Raw genomic sequence first — 17,079 nt, 5'->3', positions numbered from 1 at the left:
CTTCGCGCACGAGTGCGTCGAGCGCCGGATCGTCGAACAGCTGCCACCAGCGATCGGGCAACGCGCCGCCGGACGCGACGGGTGCATCAACCGCCGCGTCGAACGGCGCCGTGCGCGCCGCATCGACCACGGGCGGACGGTACGGATCGCCGACCGAGCAGGCGGCAAGCGCGACGGCGCTCAGCACCGCGGCGGCAACGGACAAACGGAAGGAAACCGGAGGAAAAGACGAGGCGCGCATCGTGCAATGGCAGTCGAACAAACGATGCGCCTATGGTAATTTCGACCCATTCGGTCGATCTCGCGCGCAAAGCGCATTCGTCGTCGAGAAAAGGACACGTGGATCAATTTTTCAGCGCGCTCGAGCACAAGGACAAGCACAAGCAGATCGCCGTCGTCGCGTCCGACGCGGCGGCCGGTAGCGCGTATCCGCCGCATTCGCACCGGCATGGCCAGCTGATTCACGCGATTTCCGGCGTGATGCTCGTGCACGCGGATGCCGGCAGCTGGGTCGTGCCGACGGGGCGGGCGGTCTGGGTGCCGGGTGGCACGCAGCACGAGATCCGGATGGCCGGCGACGTGCAGATGCGCACGGTGTTCGTCGCACACGAAGTGCGGCCGAGCCTGCCGCGCGAATGCCGCGTGATCGGGGTCGGCACGTTGCTGCGCGAGCTGATCGTGACCGCGAGCCAACTGCCGGCCGATTACGACCTCGCGCATCGCGCGGGCCGTGTGCTCGCGCTGATCCTCGACGAAATCGAGATCGCGCCGCTGCTGTCGCTGCATGTGCCGATGCCGCGCCATCCGGCGCTCGCCGCGCTGTGCACGCAGCTCATCAACGAACCGTCGTCGGTCGTCACGCTGCAGTCCTGGGCGCGCGACGCGCACATGAACGAACGCACGCTCGCGCGCACCTTCAAGCGTGAAACGGGCATGACGCACGGTGCGTGGTGCCGCCACGCGCGCCTGCTCCTGAGCCTGCCGCGCCTCGCCGCCGGCACGCCGATCCTCGAACTCGCGCTCGAACACGGCTACGACAGCCCCAGCGCGTTCGCGGCGATGTTCCGCAAGGCACTCGGCGTGCCGCCGAGCGAATACTTCCCGCGGCGCTGAACCGTACTGTCCGTTTCGCGACGATCGAGCGCTGACGTGCGCGCGCGGCGCGTCGGGCCGCCCGCTACAGTAAGCGCATCGCACGACACCGGCGCCACGCGCCCGCCCCGCCGATGGATCTGATTCAAAGCATGCAGGTTTTCGTCACGCTCGCCGACGCGGGGACTTTCACCGAAACCGGCAAGCGGCTCAACCTCACGACCGCGTATGTCAGCCGCACGATCGCATCGCTCGAGGCACATCTCGGCATCCGGCTGCTGAACCGCACGACGCGCTCGATGTGCCTGACCGAAGCCGGCGAACGCTATCTGGCGCGCGCACGCGACATCACGCTCGCCGTCGACGCGAGCGAACGCGAAGCCCGCGGCGCACGGCTGCATCCGCACGGCCGGCTGCGCATGCACTGCAGCGCCAGCATCGCGAACCGTTTCGTGATTCCGCTCGTCGCGCACTTCCAGGCGCGCTATCCGGACGTCAGCGTCGACCTGACGCTCGCGCCGCAGGTACCGGACCTGGTCCGCGACAGCTACGACGTCGCGGTGATCGCGATGCCGAGCCTGCCGAACTCCGATCAGGTCGCGATCGACGTCGGGCGGATCGGCAGCGTGCTGTGCGCATCGCCCGCGTATGTCACGCGTCACGGGATGCCGGACACGCCGCGCGCGCTCGCCCGGCATCGCTGCCTGCAACTGGTCGCGCCCGCGTACCCGGCGCGCGAATGGACGCTGACACGCGGGGCGGATTCGGAAACGGTCGCGTTCGAGCCGGCGATGACGGCCGACGTCGCGGCATCGCTCGAAATCGCGGTACGGGAAGGGGCGGGAATCGGCCTGCTGCCCGAGTTCGTCGCGGACGACGGGCTGCGTTCAGGCGCGCTGGTGCGCGTGCTGCCCGATTACCGGGCGGAAGAGGTCGGCGTGTTTCTGGTGTATCCGTCGCGCAAGCATCTCGACGCGAAGACCCGCGCGTGGGTGGATTTCATGAAAGCTGAACTGCGGGCGGCGCTCACCGGGCCGCGTGGCGGCAACCGCGCAAACGACGACGCGACCGCGCCGGACACGCCCGGCACGGCCGCTACCTCCCCGCTTACGCGACAGCCTTCACCGCCGGCTGCACGCCAAAAAACGTCGCCTGCGCCGCTTCGTCCGCACGCGCATACGCACGGTTGATGCCGCTGATCACCGCGCGGATCGACGCGGTCGTCAGATTCGCGTCGATGCCGACGCCGAACGCGCTGCCGCGCACGCCCGTGCCGGCCAGTTCCGCGATCGCGATCGCCTTCGCATCGGCGCCTTGCGACAACGCGCGCTCCTCGTAGTGCTGGATCCGCAGCGGCGTGTGCAACGCATGCATCAGCGCGTCGAGCGGGCCGTTGCCCTCACCGCGCAGCACGCGGCGCTCGCCGTGCACGTCGGCGGTCAGCACGATCGTCTCGCGGCCGTCGCGCTCGGTCAGCTCGTGGCCGACATAACGCAGCGGCGCATCGCCTTCCACGTATTCCTGCTGGAACAGCGACCAGATCTGCGCGCTCGTCACTTCGAGCCCGCTGTCGTCGGTCAGGCGCTGCACGGCCGCGCTGAAGTCGACCTGCAGGCGACGCGGCAGCGCGACGCCATAACTCTGCTCGAGCAGGAACGCGATACCGCCCTTGCCCGACTGGCTGTTCACACGAATGATCGAGTCGTAGGTGCGGCCGACGTCGCTCGGATCGATCGGCAGATACGGCATTTCCCACACGGCATCGCGGCGCTGCACCGCGAAGCCCTTCTTGATCGCGTCCTGGTGCGAGCCGGAGAACGCGGTGAACACCAGGTCGCCGACATACGGATGGCGCGGATGGATCGGCAACTGCGTGCATTCCTCGGCCGTGCGCGCGACTTCGTTGATCTGCGAGAAATCGAGGCCCGGATCGACGCCCTGCGAGTACAGGTTCAGCGCGAGCGTGACGAGGTCGACGTTACCGGTGCGCTCGCCGTTGCCGAACAGGCAGCCCTCGATGCGGTCCGCGCCGGCCATCACCGCGAGCTCGGCCGCCGCGACCGCGGTGCCGCGGTCGTTGTGCGGATGCACGGACACGATCAGCGCATCGCGGCGCGCGAGGTTGCGGTGCATCCATTCGATCTGGTCCGCGTAGAAGTTCGGCGTGCCGACTTCGACGGTGGCCGGCAGGTTCACGATCGCCTTGTGCTCCGGCGTCGGCTGCCACACGTCGAACACGGCGTCGCAGACTTCCTTCGCGAAATCGAGCTCGGTCGCCGTGAAGGTTTCCGGGCTGTATTGCAGCGTGAAATGCGTGTCGGTCGCAGCGTCGGCGAAGCGCTTGATCGTGCGCGCGGCGTTCACCGCGAGCTCCTTCACGCCGTCGCGGTCGAGGCCGAACACGATCTTGCGGAATTCCGGCGCGGTCGCGTTGTACAGGTGCACGATCGCGCGCTTCGCGCCGCGCACCGAGTCGAAGGTGCGCTCGATCAGGTCGTCGCGCGCCTGCGTGAGCACCTCGATCGTCACGTCGTCGGGAATGTGGCCACCTTCGATCAGCTCGCGCACGAAGTTGAAGTCGGTCTCGGACGCCGACGGGAACGCGACCTCGATCTCCTTGAAACCGATCGCGACCAGCATCTTGAACATCCGCATCTTGCGCGTCGCGTCCATCGGCTCGAACAGCGACTGGTTGCCGTCGCGCAGGTCGGTGCTCATCCAGATCGGCGCTTGCGTGATAGTGCGCGTCGGCCACATGCGGTTCGGCAGGTTGACGGGCGTGAACGGTCGGTACTTCGTCGCGGGGTTCTTCAGCATCATGATGTTCGGTCCTCGGTCGGTTTGTCGGGAAACCGCCGCGCGCTGGCCATCCGTCGGGGTGGCAGGCTGCGCGCGCAGCGATGAAAACGGGTGAAAACGGCACAACGGCAAAGCGGTACGGCGAACGACAGCCTTGGCGGTTGAGCGACCGGGACGGAGCGGAGCGATTCGGAAGAAGGACGAACTCAAGCGCCGGTCGACAACCGGGGCCAGGTCGGTGATGCGGGGGAAATCTGGCGCTTCAGGACAGAAGCAGATGGAAAGCGCGCAGCCGCAGACCCAGCCCGGAGAAACGGGCTAGTAGTCGTAGCGAGAAGAGGGGCTGGGCGGCTTGCATGGCCGAAATCAAATCACAGGGGGATGGGGGCTGTCAACGGGCTGGACGCAAATGGCGCCGAATTTGAACGCTCAGAATCAGTCTCGTCCGATAGGCGGCGCACCGCCCCGTCGATATGCTTCATGGGTGCGGCACTGGTGAGGCCCCTGTTCACGTTCGGAGTGAGTTGGTCTACGTACTTCGCCGGTTGCCGCACCCCCTCCTGCTGCAATCAATCGGGTTTCGGTGTGGGCGTTCGGTGGTGGCCGGTGGGCGCGGCCACGACCGAGATGCTGATGTTGAAACCAACGCTGCCAGATGCGAACGCCGAGCGTCCGCGCCGAAACCCGATTGCCCCCGCCTCCCCGGCGCGCCCCGCAACGCCTGCGCAACCGAGCATCATTCAGAAAAGCGATACACGCGCCGATATAATTTCTCGAATATATCGAAACACCTTCAATTAAACACATTTCATTAAATCGATTAACCTCCGTTTTCGATTTACTGAACAATAGCCATTCTCCGGCGAATATTTTCTTATTTATTTTTCGGCATGCTCGGGAGGTCGCATTTCAAACGGCAAACGTTTGCGCGACACGGCTAGAAGCCTTACCCATCATTCCTCAGGAGGAAAGCATGGCCGATTCTCAAACGTCATCCAATCGCGCCGGCGAGTTTTCGATTCCGCCGAATACCGAATTCCGCGCGATTTTCTTCGCGAATGCCGCCGAGCAGCAGCACATCAAGCTGTTTATCGGCGACAGCAAGGAACCCGCCGCGTATCACAAGCTGACGACGCGCGACGGCACGCGTGAAGCGACGCTGAATTCCGGCAACGGCAAGATCCGCTTCGAAGTGTCGGTGAACGGCAAGCCGTCGGCCACCGATGCGCGCCTCGCGCCGATCAACGGCAAGAAATCGGACGGCTCGCCGTACACGGTCAATTTCGGGATCGTCGTGTCGGAAGACGGCCACGACAGCGACTACAACGACGGCATCGTCGTGCTCCAGTGGCCGATCGGCTGACCTGATGCGCGTCTGACGCACACCTGACGACTCACCACCGCCGGCCGCCTCCGGGCCGGCCGGCGGCTGCGCGCCGCGTTCGGCGGCAGCCCCCCCTATTGCATCGAAACCCGCCCTACCAAACGGAGACATCCATGCCCCTCCTTTCGGCTTCGATCATCAGCGCACCCGTGGCGACATCGGAAACCTATGTCGACATCCCGGGCCTGTACATCGACATCGCCAAGGCAGAGATTCGAGACGGGAAACTGCAGGTCATCCTCAACGTGCCGACGCCGTACGCAACCGGCAACAACTTCCCCGGCATCTATTTCGCGATCGCGACCGACAAGGGCGTCGTCGCGGATGGCTGCTTCACGTATTCGTCGAAGGTGCCCGAAGCCACCGGGCGCATGCCGTTCACGCTCGTCGCGACGATCAACGTCGGCACCGGCGTCACGTTCGTGAAGGGCCAGTGGAAAAGCGTGCGCGGCAGCGCGATGCATATCGACTCGTACGCGAGCCTGTCCGCGATCGGCGACACGGCCGGGCAATCATCGTCGTCCGGCAGCGGAAGCGGCGAAACCGGCGCGGGCGGCAACCCGGGCGGCACCGGTAGCGGCACGATCGGCGGCGGCGGCGAGCGCGACGGTACGTTCAACCTGCCGCCGAACATCAAGTTCGGCGTCACCGCGCTCACCAACGCGGCGAACGACCAGACGATCGACATCTACGTCGACGACAACCCGAAACCGGCCGCCACGTTCAAGGGCGCCGGCATGCAGGACCAGAACCTCGGCACGAAGGTGCTCGACTCCGGCAAGGGGCGCGTACGCGTGATCGTGATGGCGAACGGCAAGCCGTCGCGGCTCGGCTCGCGGCAGGTCGATCTCTTCAAGAAGACGTACTTCGGGATCGTCGGCTCGGAAGACGGCGCCGACGACGACTACAACGACGGCATCGTGTTCCTGAACTGGCCGCTGGGTTAAGCAGCGTCACGCAGCCCCCCATCGCCACGCCGCCCGGCGTGGCGATTCGCTTCGGCACGCCGGGCCTGACGCCTCGAGTATCTCTCGCCTCCCTGACCAATCGGCCTGTCCGATTCGATTGCCCCCTAATCGCTGTACGGCTACGACCCCGCATCGATCGCCTTTGTTTCGCTGCGATTCCCCGTTCCCGACACCGCCTTTCGTCGGGTCGCTCCCTGATTGATCAACACGCCATTCCGCACACAGGACTTGCGCTCCATAACTACGACTCATAGAATCGTAGTTATGGAGCGCATCGATGCGCAGGCAACGTCGGTGTTCTACCGACCCCATGCATCAATCAACCGGAGTGGAACAGTGGCACAGAAAATTCTTGTGATCGGGGCCGGCTTTGCCGGCATGTGGAGTGCATTGAGCGCGGCGCGCGTGCTGGACGCGCACGGTCAAACCGACGTGGAGATCACCGTGGTGGCGCCCGACGCCCATCTGCACGTGCGTCCGCGCCTCTACGAAGAAGGCCCGGCAAACTTCCGGGCGCCGCTCGGCGAGATCTTCGACGCGGTGGGCGTGACGTTCGTCCAGGGCACGGTCGAGCGCATCGACGTGGCGCGCCGGACTGCCGACGTACTGGGTACGGACGGCAAAGCGACGACGCTCGACTACGACCGCCTCGTGCTGGCGGCCGGCAGCCGCCTGTTCCGCCCCGCCATTCCGGGCCTCGCCGAGCATGCGTTCAGCGTCGATCAGACCGACGAAGCCGTCGAGCTCGAAGCGCACATTCGCGATCTGGCGTTGCAGCCGGCCTCCACGGCACGCGATACGGTCGTGGTGGCAGGCGGCGGATTCACGGGCATCGAAACGGCAGCGGAAATGCCGGCCCGCCTGCGCGCCGCGCTGGGCGAGCACGCGAACGTGCGGGTCGTGATCGTCGAGCGCAACGACGCGATCGGCCCCGATCTGGGCGCGGGCCCGCGCCCCGTCATCGAGGAGGCGCTGCGCACGCTCGGCGTGACGTGGAAGCTCGGGTCCGGCGTCGCATCGGTCGACGCGGGCGGCATCACGACGGCGGACGGCGAGCGGATCGAGTCGAGCACGGTGATCTGGACGGCCGGCCTGCGCGCGAGCACGCTGACCGAACAGATTCCCGGCCGCCATGACGCGACGGGGCGCCTGCATGTCGATCGCAACCTCGCGGTCGAAGGCGTGCCGGGTGTCTACGCGACGGGCGACGTTGCATATGCGGCTACCGACGACGAAGGCAACCACACGATGATGTCATGCCAGCACGCGATGAACCTGGGCCGTTCGGCGGGGCACAACGTGGCCGCCGATCTGCTCGGTCTGGAACAGATCCCGTACAGCCAGCCGAAGTACGTGACGTGCCTGGATCTCGGCCCGTGGGGCGCCGTTTATACGGAAGGTTGGGATCGTGAAGTGAAGCTGACGGGCGCGGAGGCGAAGAAGCTCAAGCACCAGATCAATTCCGAATGGATCTATCCGCCGCGCGCGGATCGCTCGGAAGCGCTGGCGGCCGCGGATCCGTTGCGGATCGTCGTGGCCTGAGCGACGCGTTTGCCCGCACGATGCGCGGCGTGCCGCAAAGGCATCCCGTGCATCGTCGGGCCGTGTCGTGTCGCGCCGCGCCACCGCGGAGCGACGTCACACGAATCAGCGCTCGCTGCCGCGACTGGCCGCGCGATCGGCAAACCAGCCGACCACCTTGGGGCCGTAGCCGGCCGGCGCCTTCGACCACGCCTGCCCGGCGAGATCGGCGAGCGACTGCTTCTTGAGTTCCTCCCGCATCGCCCGTTCCGCGGCCTGCATCACCGCGTGAATCGAACAGGTGCCGCGCGTGGCCCACGCGGGCGGCTCGCCTTCGAACACCGCACACTGGCCGCGCACTTCGCGGCAGTCGAACAGCCGCTTGTCGCCGTCGATCGCTTCGACGACATCCTGCACGGAGATGTCGCGCGCGGGCCTCGCCAACGCGAAGCCGCCGCGAATGCCTTCGCTGGACACGACGATCCCGGCCTTCGCGAGACGCGTGAAAAGCTTGGCCGCGTAATCGACGGAGACGCCCTGCATCTCGGCGAGGTCGCGCACGCTCGCGTCGCGCACGCCCGTGGAAGTGTCGGCGAGATAGAGCAGGCAATGCAGGCCATACTCGACGCCGGTGCTGATGAACGACATGCTATTGCGACTCGTGGTATCGGAGTTGGGAGCGTAGCGCAGGACGGCGACAATGTCACCCGTCGCGCCATCCGTCCCGTTTTCGTCAGCGACGGTCGCTTGCATGTGCCTGCCCTGCAAGAACGATCAAATGCCCCCGCCGCCGATACCATATAGTCCGCCCGACACCCTCAATGGAACGCCTTGACGTCCTCCGCCGCCTAAAGGGCAGGGGATTCCCACAACTGGCGATGCACGTCCGCATCGGAGAATGTTCAAAGCAGCATTGGTATCTCGATCATGCAAGACACCGCACTCACTGCAGGCCCACTCTCTTATTCGCAGTCCCGCGATACCTTTCGGCTGCGTCGTGCTGTCTTTCGACCCGCACGCCGAGCAGGACTGGGTAGAACCGCTTTCGTCCACTTCCTCGAACGTCGCTCCGTGCGCGATCGCCTTGTAACGGAGCTTGTCCCGAAAGGACGACCAGGATGCGTCGTAGACGCTTTTCGCCATCCTGGTTCTGGCGAGTTTCGCGGCCGACACATTGCCAACAGCGATGTAATCGAAGCGTCGCACCAGATCGAGCGCGAGCTTGTGCTGGAAATCGGCACGAGCATTCGCGACCTTGGCGTGCAGCTTCGCGATATGCCGCTTGTGCTTACGCGCCCGTTGCGCTTTCGCCAGCTTTTCCGCCGCGCGTCGGCCGAACTGGTCATTGCGCAGCTTCTCGCCAGTCGAAAGTGTGGCGAAGTCTTTCAGGCCGAGATCGATGCCGACACCGGAACGGATCGGGCGGGCCTGAACATCCGGAATCTCGATCACGATGTTCAGAAACCAGTTGCCGCGCGCGTCTTGCGCAAAATTGGTTCCGTCTTTGATCTTGCCGTCGGGAAGCGGTCGGCTGTTGAACACGCGAAAGGTGTTACCGGCAAAACGAAATGCATCGCCCTCGCGCTTCAGGTCGCGGCCCTTGAGCGGCACCCAGCCGAGCGATTTCCTGCCGCGATAGCGCAAGCAAGGCCGTCGGCGCTGGCTGAGCGACTTCGCGTATTGCTCGCAGGTTGCGTTGACGGTGCCGGAGTGGATGCCGAGCTCCTTGCTGCTACCAGTCGTCAGCACGTTCAAGTCGAAACCCGACGGCCACTTCCTATTCCATTTGATCGCGTGTTTCTGCGTGTCATTGCAGAAGTTCCAGACGTAGTTCACCGCACGGCTCTGCTTGTTCAGCAATCCGTTGAGCGACTTCACCCGGTAGCGGTAAACAATAATCATATCGGTCATCCTAACCTGCGAAAGAAGCTGCCTGTCAATGGCACGCCTTTCCTCTCCTTGATGCGCCCCGATGAAATTCCCTTTGCGGGAAATGGCGTGGCTTCCCGGAGTCAAAACTGATGAATCCGGTAGGACAAGCACTCTGGTTTATCGAAACCCAGCTGGACAGGGAACTGACGCTCGACAGGATTTCCGCCAATTGCGACATGTCGCGCTTCGGCTTCTCGCGCCTGTTCTCGATGAATACCGGCTGGCCGGTGATGCGCTATGTCCGGTCGAGGCGGCTGACGCGTGCGGCACGCGCGCTGGCGCAAGGCGCGCCGGACATCCTGCAGGTGGCGCTCGATGCCGGCTATGGCTCCCATGAGGCGTTCACGCGCGCCTTCCGCGATTGCTTCGGCATGACGCCCGAGGACGTGCGGGCACGGCGCACTCTCGACGGGTTGTCTATTGTGGAGCCGCTTCGCATGAAAGAACTGAAACTCATCGCCGTGACGCCGTCGCGCTTCGAAGATGGTGGAAAGCGGCTGATCGCCGGCATGAGCGACCGCTACACGTTCGAAACCAACGAAGGCATTCCGGCGCTATGGCAAGCGTTCATCCCATACATCGGTACCATTCCCGGCCAGGTCGACTACGTGACCTACGGCGTGTGCTGCAACCCCGATGCGGATGGCAGCTTCGAGTACATCGCGGGCGTGGAAGTCACGAGCCGCGAGCGGTTGCCCGCCCCCTTGCGCTGCGTCGAACTCGAACCGCAGCGGTATGCGGTCTTCGAACACGAAGGGCACATCTCAACGCTTCATCAGACGATCTACAGCATCTGGAACGGCTGGCTGCCGACGTCGGGGTTCAAGGCGGTCGACGCGCCCGAGTTCGAGCGCTACAGCGCGGACTACGATCCGGTGACGGGCGCCGGTGTGCTTGAAATCTGGTTGCCGGTCGAACCTGCGGTGTAAGCGGTTTGCGTTGATCGGCTGCGACGGGGCTCGTCGCGGCCGATCGATCCATGCCTCGTCATCGTCGACTTCACCACGCCCACCGCACGCCCGCATTCCCGGTAATCGTGCGCTGGTGTTCGCCGCCGAGGTTCGTCAAGTAGCTGACCGTCGCATACACGCTGCCGCGCTTCGTCAGTTGCGCAACCAGCCCCGCGCCGATCTGCCCGGCCGTCTGCCCGACCTGCGTGCCGATCGTCGTCGAGCCGCCGAAGGTGGTCTTGTCGTCGGTACCGAACGAGCGCAGCACGTTCACGCGCAGGTACGGCTTCCAGCTCACGCCGTTCGCATCGAACGCATATTGCAGCCGCGCGCCGATCCGGCCGAGGAACGTGTTGCCGTTATTCCAGCTCACGCTCGAGATCCCGTCGTTGAACCGGTCGAGCGACAGCCATTGCCATACGAGCTGCGCCTGCGGCTCCAGCGTCAGCCCGTAGCCGAGCGCGATCGGCAATCCGGCTTCGACCGAACCGGTGAACGCGTTGCCGTTCGTCGAGCCGCCGATGTTGTCGGTCGAATGCGTGCGCACGGTCAGTGCGCTGCCCATCAGCACGGCATCGGTGTACCAGCCGCCCGGGCCGATGTGCGTCCAGTAACCGCCGAGGTTGTACGCATTGACCTGCAGCGACCCGACGCCCATGTCCTGCTGCGCGAGCGCGAAGCCGTTCACGTCGCCGACCGCACGCGAGAATCCGAGGAAGAAGCCGTAGTGGTTGCGATGGCCGCTCGCTGTGGTGTCCGCGTACAGATCCTGACCGACCTGCATCCCCCACACCGTGCCGTCGTACGACGGTGTCACGTCGCCCTTCTGCTTGATGTCGCTGTGGCCGCCCCACACGCGCGCCCACGATGCGGGTATCGAACCGTTCTCGGCCAATAGCCCCTGTTCGCCTTGCCGATCATGGAACGTGTCGATCTGCAGCAGCCCGAGCTGGCGCGCGACGGCCGGCGCTTCCGCGTACAGCGGCACTTCGGGGCGGTAGATCGGCTCCGGATTGCCGCCCGTTCCCGCGTTGTCGACGGCTTCGACGATCGATTCCGGCGTGCCTTCGGCCGGCGTGATCGGCGGCTCGGTCGGCGGCGTCGGCTGGCCGGGCTCGACGACCGGCGGCTGCGGTTTCGGTGGCACCGTGTTGCGCAGGTACCAGTTGTCGCCGGTGCCGGTCGCCGCGCCGCCCTTCGCGAGGAAGTACGTGTACGCGCCGGCGCTGACCGAGCCGCCCGACAGCGAGAACGCACCGGCACTCGTCGTCGCGCCGCTGGTGGCTTGCACGACCTGGATGCCGTCCGCCACCGTCTGCGCGCCGGCACCGCCGACGTTCGTCACCTTCAGCGTGCTCGTGCCGTTCGCCGCGCCGCCGCTGACGATCAGCTGGTCCGACGGCGCGCCGTCGCCGGTCAGCGTCGTATTCAACGCGATCGTCGCGTGTTGCCCCACGTAGTTGCCGGCCACCGTCAGCGTGTTGCCCACGCCGCTGCCGCCGAGCTGCACGAGGCCCGCGTTCGTCAGCGTGCCCTTGACCAGCAGGTTGCCGGTCGGCCCGCTCGCAAGGCCTGCAAGCGCGTTCGCGACCGAGATCGTGCCGTTGTTCGTCACGTCGCCGGTCACGCTGCCGTAGCCGCCGAGCGTCGCGCCCGACGCGACCGTCACGAGGCCGCCGCCGGTCAGCGCGGCGAGGCTGTTCGATCCGTCGCCGACCACCAGCGTGCCGGCATTCACGTTCGTGCCGCCAGTGTAGCCGTTCGTGCCGTTCAGGGTCAGCGTGCCGCTGCCGAGCTTCGTCAGCGAACCCGCGCCGGAGATGTTCTGCGCGATCGTCGAGTTGAAGCCTTGCGTATCGATCGTGCCGTTGTTTGACGTGATCGACACCGCGCGGCTCGACGCCAGGTTGAACGAACTGCCGAGCTGCAGCGTGCCGCCGTTGAACGTGAGCCCGCCCGACGCCGCGCCGAGCGCGTTGTCCGCCGCAACCGACAGCGTGCCTTGCGTAATCGTCGTGCCGCCCGAGTACGTGTTGCCGCCGGCCGACGACGGCGTGACCGTCAGCGTTCCCGCGCCGGTTTTCTCCACCGCGCCACTCCCGCTGATCGTGCCCGTGTACGTGCCGGCGCTGTCCTGCTGAAAACGCACGAGCCCGTTGTCGGTCACCGACAAAGGCAGGTTCGCCGCATTCGCCTGCAGCGTCGCACCTGCGTTGACCGTGGCCACGACCGACGCCGTGGTCGTGCCGAGCGTGCCCGTGAGGTTCAGCGTGCCACTCTGCACGAGTGCGGTCGAGAACGTGCCGGTGCCGGCCCACGTCCAGTCGGTGCCGGCCATCGTCAGGCTCTGGAAGTTCGTGAAGGCATTCGACGCGGTGCCCGTGCCCTGCAGCGTCACGGTGTTGGTGCCGGCGCCGCCGTTCGCGGTGCCGACGATCTGCGAGCCAGTCTGCAGGATCAGCGTCACGTTGCCGTTGCCGCCCTGGATCGCGGTGCCGCCGCCACCCTGGATCAGCCCCGCGTTGGTGATCGTCGTCGCGCCGTTGGTCGAGCGCACGCCGATCCCGTTGTTGCTGATGATCTTGCCACCCGCCTGGTTCGTGATCGTCGCGGTGAACGAGCTGCCGAGCGTGTTCGACACGACCGCGTCGACGCTGCCGCCGCTCGTCGCGGTGCCCGTCGTCTGGATCGTGCCGCTGTTGACCAGCGTGTCGTTGTTGCCCTGCATGTACACGGCCGGCGCATCGCGGCCGTTCGACGTCAGCGTGCCGCTGTTGGTGATCGTGCCGTTGCCGCCGAGCAGCGACGCCGCGCGCGCGTTGTTGCCCGAAGTCGTCACGGTGCCGGTGTTGACGATCTGGTTGCCCGACGCGCCCGGATTGCTCTGCCCCCACGCGGCCGTCATTCCGTACGAGTTGTTGCCGGTGGTCGTGATCGAGCCGTTGTTGACGAGCGTGTTGTTGTTGCCGTTCGCGGCCATCCCGTCGTTGTAGGTGCCGGTGGTCGAGATCACGCCTGTTGCGGCGTTGGTGATCGTGTTGTTGTTGTTCACGCCGATCAGCACCGCGCCGCGGTTCGCGACGCCCGTGCCGTTGCCGGACATCGACAGGTTGCCGTTGTTGGTGATCGCGCTCTGGGTATCGACGGAGAACGGTGTCGGCGTGGACGTCAGCACATAGCTGCCGGTCGCGGTCGAATCAAGGTTGATCGCCACGTTGGTGCTGCCGGTCGCGGCCACGACCGATGGAATGTTCGCACCGGAACACGTGACCGTCGTTCCGCTGCCCGGCGCGGTGGTCGAACATGCCGCATAGGCGCCCACCGGCATCGCACCGGTCAGGATCGCCATTCCGCCCAAACCCAGGTTCCGCGTCGTTCTTTTCATCGTTCCGCTCGCATTTATTGGTGACGTTATTGCTGCAAATCGGTGCGTGAAACGGGTTATATCACCTGTCTTGAAATAATCGCAAGATCGGAACGGGTGATATCGAAAATCAGTGCGGGATTAATTTCGCATTCGGAAATAACGGAACGGGGTGCGCTGCTGCGTTGCGGCAAACGCTGCATTGCCTCGGTGGAGAGCAAGCGGGAATGTAAAGCAGTTGAATTTGCCGAGTTTCAGACAAATCTTGATTTGATGAAGCAGACGATTTGAAGCAGCCGGAAAATTTGACACCCCTCGACGATCGATTGGTCGCGCAATGGCTGCGCGCCAATCCGGCCATGTTGCTTCGCACGATGACCGGCCATTCGGCCTCACCGGCACGCACGTCGCCCCGTGCATGCAACGACGCCGCCGGCTGAGGCCCGCGGCATCTCCCCCGTCAACCAGCCCGCGATCCGGCAGGCTTCGCCATCGCCACCGGCTGCGACCACGCGGCCGACGCCAGGCGCGTACGCGCATCGCGCACCACGCGGTTGAACGCCACACGCCGTTCACCCTTCAGTTTCGCCGCCTTGCCCGCCTGTACCAGCGCGACCGGGTCGACGAGACGGGCATGCCGCCGGACCTCGAAGTGCAGATGCGGCCCCGTGGCCGTACCCGTGCTGCCGACCGCGCCGACGCGCTGGCCGCGCACGACCCGCATGCCGGTTCGCAGCGTCGGCTCGAATGCCGACAGGTGCGCGTAGTACGACGCATAGCCGCCGTCATGGCGGATCACCACGTACTTGCCGTAGCCGCGCGGCTCGGTGCCGATGAACGTCACGACGCCGCGCTCCGACGCATGAACCGCACGCCCGGCCGGCGCCGCGAGATCGACGCCGGAATGCACATGACGCGTGCCGGTCACCGGATGCACGCGCGCACCGAAATGCGAGCTGATCCGGCTTGCGCCGACCGGCATCGCAAACCGCGAGCCGGCGAACGGCATGCCGTCGAGGTCGTAGTAGGCGCCCGGCGACCCGGCATCGGGCGCAAACCACACCCCCGCGACGCGCTGGCCGCGCAAGCGAACCTCGAGCGCCGTCACGCGCACGCGGCCCGGCAGCCTGGCGTTGCCGTCGGGTTCGTATGTGACGCGGAACGTGTCGCCAGACACACCGCGCTGTTTCAGGTCGACGCGCCCGGCGAGCAGGCGGGTGATCTGCGCGGCAACGCCGGCCGGCAGATCGACGCGCCCCAGCGACGCCTGCAGGCTGCCGACGATCGCGCCGCCACGCGCGCCGCGATCGGCTTGCGCGAGCACGAACGGTTCGGCAGCGGCGAGATCGACCGGACGCCGCTCGAACGCAGCCTGCTCACCCGCTGCGGGCAACGCCGACGCAAGACCGTAGTCGAACCTCGACGCGTATGCGCGTTCGACCGCCCCGCGCGCCGCGTCGCACAGCACGCGGTAGGCCACGCAGGCACCGAAGCGCGCAACGGGGTCGTCGCGTTCGCCGGCCGTCGGCACGGCCAGCGCATGCGACGGGTAGGCAACGTCGAGCGGTGCGGCCGTCGATGCATGCAAACCGCCCCACGTGGTGCGCGCGGCATTGAAAAAGGGCACGTCGACAAGATCGGCCGTCACGGGCGCAAACGGCGCGGCGTCGTGAGACGCGTATGCCACCACACCCGGTGCGCCGGCCACACAGACCGCCGCGATGACACCGCGCAGCAGCGTGCGGCGCATCGGGAAACCGTGAACGCCGTGCCGTGCGGGTTGACCTTGTTCGCGTGCGAGACGGAAACGCAGGTCTAACCGCATGACGTCGTCACTCGCTGAATGTCAGTGAAAAATCGGGAAACAACCGGGTGTCGCGGAGGAACGATCGTCGCGACCCGGTAACGTGAAAACGAGTGTAGCGGCGCGATCGAAGCGGTTGAATAGGACTAGTCTCATTTGATTGAAAAGCCGCTTCGTACTAGATCGAAACCGCGATTTCACGGCCTGACGGCATCGCTACGCGGCATTCGACCCCACCCGTTCGCGCGAACCATTGTGCGCCGCGTACAGTCGAACGCTGCCGGCGCGTAAGCGCAAGCCCGCCCGACCACGGCGGGCTCGCCACGCGTCGCGCACTGTTTCTTCCAACCGGAATCCCGTCATGTTGCTCGATCACCTGCACCCGGAACGCTGGACGTTCCTGTGGAACGCGCTGTCCACCCTCTCCCTCAAGCTATGCGCCGGCCTGGCGTTGCTCGTCGCCGGCTGGTGGCTGTCGAAACGCATCGGCAACTGGCTGAACCGTCTGCTCTCGAACAAGGAACGCGTCGACGACACACTGCGGCCGATCCTCTGCGACGTCGCCGTGTGGGGCATCCGCATCGTCGCGATCGTCGGCGCGCTGTCTCAGCTCGGCATCGAAACCGCGAGCCTCATCGCGGTGCTCGGCGCGGCCGGCCTCGCGATCGGGCTCGCGCTGCAGGGCACGATGCAGAACATCGCGGCCGGCATCATGCTTCTGCTGCTGCGGCCGTTCAAGGTCGGCGACTATATCGACGGCGGCACGGGCGTCGCGGGCACCGTCGACGAGGTTGGACTCTTCATGACGCGGCTGACGAAGCCGGACGGTATCTGCGAATACGTGCCGAACAGCGCGCTGTGGGGCAGTTCGATCCGCAACTACACGCGCAATCCGACGCGCCGCCTCGATCTCGAAGTGGAGGTGTCGGTGCACGACGATATCGATCGCGCGCTCGACGCGCTGCGCGCGCTGGCCGCGGCCGATCCCGACGTGCTGCAGGATCCCGCGCCGGACGTGATGGTGATGCGCTTCGACGACAGCACGGTCGTCGCGAACATGCGCGTGTGGACGCACACCGACAAGTTCTGGGCGATGCGCTGGCGCCTCGCGCGCCAAGTGCGCAAAGCGCTCGCCGACGCGAATTGCGCGCTGCCGATCCGCACGCGCGAGCTGCACATCGTGCCCGACACCGACCGTCAGCGCGTGAGCCTCGGCAAGCAGGCCTAGCGCGGGCTCACACGGCGCCCCGGCGACCCGACGCGGC

The 17,079-nt window shown here is 66.0% G+C and carries 11 protein-coding genes and 2 pseudogenes; 7 read left to right on the top strand and 6 right to left on the bottom strand.

The features are described from left to right. A pseudogene (locus G3N99_RS18825) lies at positions 1-205 on the bottom strand (TolC family protein); the annotation flags it as partial. A 134-nt stretch (positions 206-339) separates the two neighbouring features. Here G3N99_RS18825 and G3N99_RS18820 point away from each other — a divergent pair. Both G3N99_RS18820 and G3N99_RS18815 read left to right on the top strand, forming a co-directional pair. Further along, a complete protein-coding gene (locus G3N99_RS18820) occupies positions 340-1,113 on the top strand; it encodes a helix-turn-helix transcriptional regulator (RefSeq protein WP_206123162.1) in 774 nt (257 codons plus the stop codon). Positions 1,114-1,226: 113 nt separating this feature from the next. Continuing rightward, a complete protein-coding gene (locus tag G3N99_RS18815) occupies positions 1,227-2,282 on the top strand; it encodes a LysR family transcriptional regulator (protein WP_206123161.1) in 1,056 nt (351 codons plus the stop codon). Here the strand turns inward: G3N99_RS18815 and leuA are convergent. Continuing rightward, complete coding sequence (gene leuA, locus G3N99_RS18810; protein WP_206123164.1) at positions 2,200-3,909, bottom strand: 2-isopropylmalate synthase; 1,710 nt, start codon at positions 3,907-3,909, stop codon at positions 2,200-2,202. The genes G3N99_RS18815 and leuA overlap by 83 nt on opposite strands. A gap of 955 nt (positions 3,910-4,864) precedes the next feature. Here leuA and G3N99_RS18805 point away from each other — a divergent pair. From G3N99_RS18805 to G3N99_RS18795, 3 genes are all read left to right on the top strand, one after another. Continuing rightward, entirely contained in the window at positions 4,865-5,254 is a 390-nt protein-coding gene (locus G3N99_RS18805) for a fucose-binding lectin II (RefSeq protein ID WP_011356523.1), read from the top strand. A 134-nt stretch (positions 5,255-5,388) separates the two neighbouring features. Next, the gene (locus G3N99_RS18800; RefSeq protein WP_206123160.1) at positions 5,389-6,222 is read left to right on the top strand and encodes a fucose-binding lectin II; all 834 of its coding nucleotides are present in this window, start codon (positions 5,389-5,391) and stop codon (positions 6,220-6,222) included. A 357-nt stretch (positions 6,223-6,579) separates the two neighbouring features. Next, a complete protein-coding gene (locus G3N99_RS18795) occupies positions 6,580-7,785 on the top strand; it encodes an NAD(P)/FAD-dependent oxidoreductase (protein ID WP_206123159.1) in 1,206 nt (401 codons plus the stop codon). A gap of 105 nt (positions 7,786-7,890) precedes the next feature. Here the strand turns inward: G3N99_RS18795 and G3N99_RS18790 are convergent, their stop codons facing one another. Both G3N99_RS18790 and G3N99_RS18785 read right to left on the bottom strand, forming a co-directional pair. Next, a complete protein-coding gene (locus G3N99_RS18790) occupies positions 7,891-8,412 on the bottom strand; it encodes an Rrf2 family transcriptional regulator (protein WP_174939600.1) in 522 nt (173 codons plus the stop codon). A gap of 213 nt (positions 8,413-8,625) precedes the next feature. After that, a pseudogene (locus tag G3N99_RS18785) lies at positions 8,626-9,666 on the bottom strand (transposase); the annotation flags it as partial. A 119-nt stretch (positions 9,667-9,785) separates the two neighbouring features. Here G3N99_RS18785 and G3N99_RS18780 point away from each other — a divergent pair. Continuing rightward, entirely contained in the window at positions 9,786-10,625 is an 840-nt protein-coding gene (locus tag G3N99_RS18780) for an AraC family transcriptional regulator (RefSeq protein ID WP_206123158.1), read from the top strand. Between the two features lie 70 nt (positions 10,626-10,695). On the opposite strand, the gene G3N99_RS18775 is transcribed toward G3N99_RS18780, so the two are convergent. Beyond that, positions 10,696-13,995: an autotransporter outer membrane beta-barrel domain-containing protein gene (locus tag G3N99_RS18775; RefSeq protein WP_206123163.1), complete on the bottom strand. Its 3,300-nt coding sequence runs from the start codon at positions 13,993-13,995 to the stop codon at positions 10,696-10,698. A 475-nt stretch (positions 13,996-14,470) separates the two neighbouring features. Continuing rightward, positions 14,471-15,835, bottom strand: coding sequence for a M23 family metallopeptidase (locus tag G3N99_RS18770; protein ID WP_206123157.1), 1,365 nt, complete (start codon positions 15,833-15,835; stop codon positions 14,471-14,473). A gap of 340 nt (positions 15,836-16,175) precedes the next feature. On the opposite strand from G3N99_RS18770, the gene G3N99_RS18765 reads away from it, so the two are divergent. After that, positions 16,176-17,042, top strand: a complete 867-nt coding sequence (locus tag G3N99_RS18765; protein WP_174939606.1) for a mechanosensitive ion channel family protein — start codon at positions 16,176-16,178, stop codon at positions 17,040-17,042. Positions 17,043-17,079 lie beyond the last annotated feature (37 nt).

Origin of the sequence: Burkholderia sp. Ac-20392 (assembly GCF_017104585.1) — a bacterium.
GTDB classification, from domain to species: Bacteria; Pseudomonadota; Gammaproteobacteria; order Burkholderiales; family Burkholderiaceae; genus Burkholderia; species Burkholderia lata.
Note: the sequence above shows the minus strand (reverse complement) of the source record. Positions and strands in the feature narration are given on the sequence as shown.

Coding starts and splice junctions, on each gene's coding strand:
- G3N99_RS18815 (WP_206123161.1), top strand. CDS start 1,227: ATGGATCTGATTCAAAGCATGCAGGTTTTCGTCACGCTCGCCGACGCG.
- leuA (WP_206123164.1), bottom strand. CDS start 3,909: ATGCTGAAGAACCCCGCGACGAAGTACCGACCGTTCACGCCCGTCAAC.
- G3N99_RS18805 (WP_011356523.1), top strand. CDS start 4,865: ATGGCCGATTCTCAAACGTCATCCAATCGCGCCGGCGAGTTTTCGATT.
- G3N99_RS18800 (WP_206123160.1), top strand. CDS start 5,389: ATGCCCCTCCTTTCGGCTTCGATCATCAGCGCACCCGTGGCGACATCG.
- G3N99_RS18790 (WP_174939600.1), bottom strand. CDS start 8,412: ATGTCGTTCATCAGCACCGGCGTCGAGTATGGCCTGCATTGCCTGCTC.
- G3N99_RS18780 (WP_206123158.1), top strand. CDS start 9,786: ATGAATCCGGTAGGACAAGCACTCTGGTTTATCGAAACCCAGCTGGAC.
- G3N99_RS18775 (WP_206123163.1), bottom strand. CDS start 13,995: ATGGCGATCCTGACCGGTGCGATGCCGGTGGGCGCCTATGCGGCATGT.
- G3N99_RS18770 (WP_206123157.1), bottom strand. CDS start 15,835: ATGCGGTTAGACCTGCGTTTCCGTCTCGCACGCGAACAAGGTCAACCC.
- G3N99_RS18765 (WP_174939606.1), top strand. CDS start 16,176: ATGTTGCTCGATCACCTGCACCCGGAACGCTGGACGTTCCTGTGGAAC.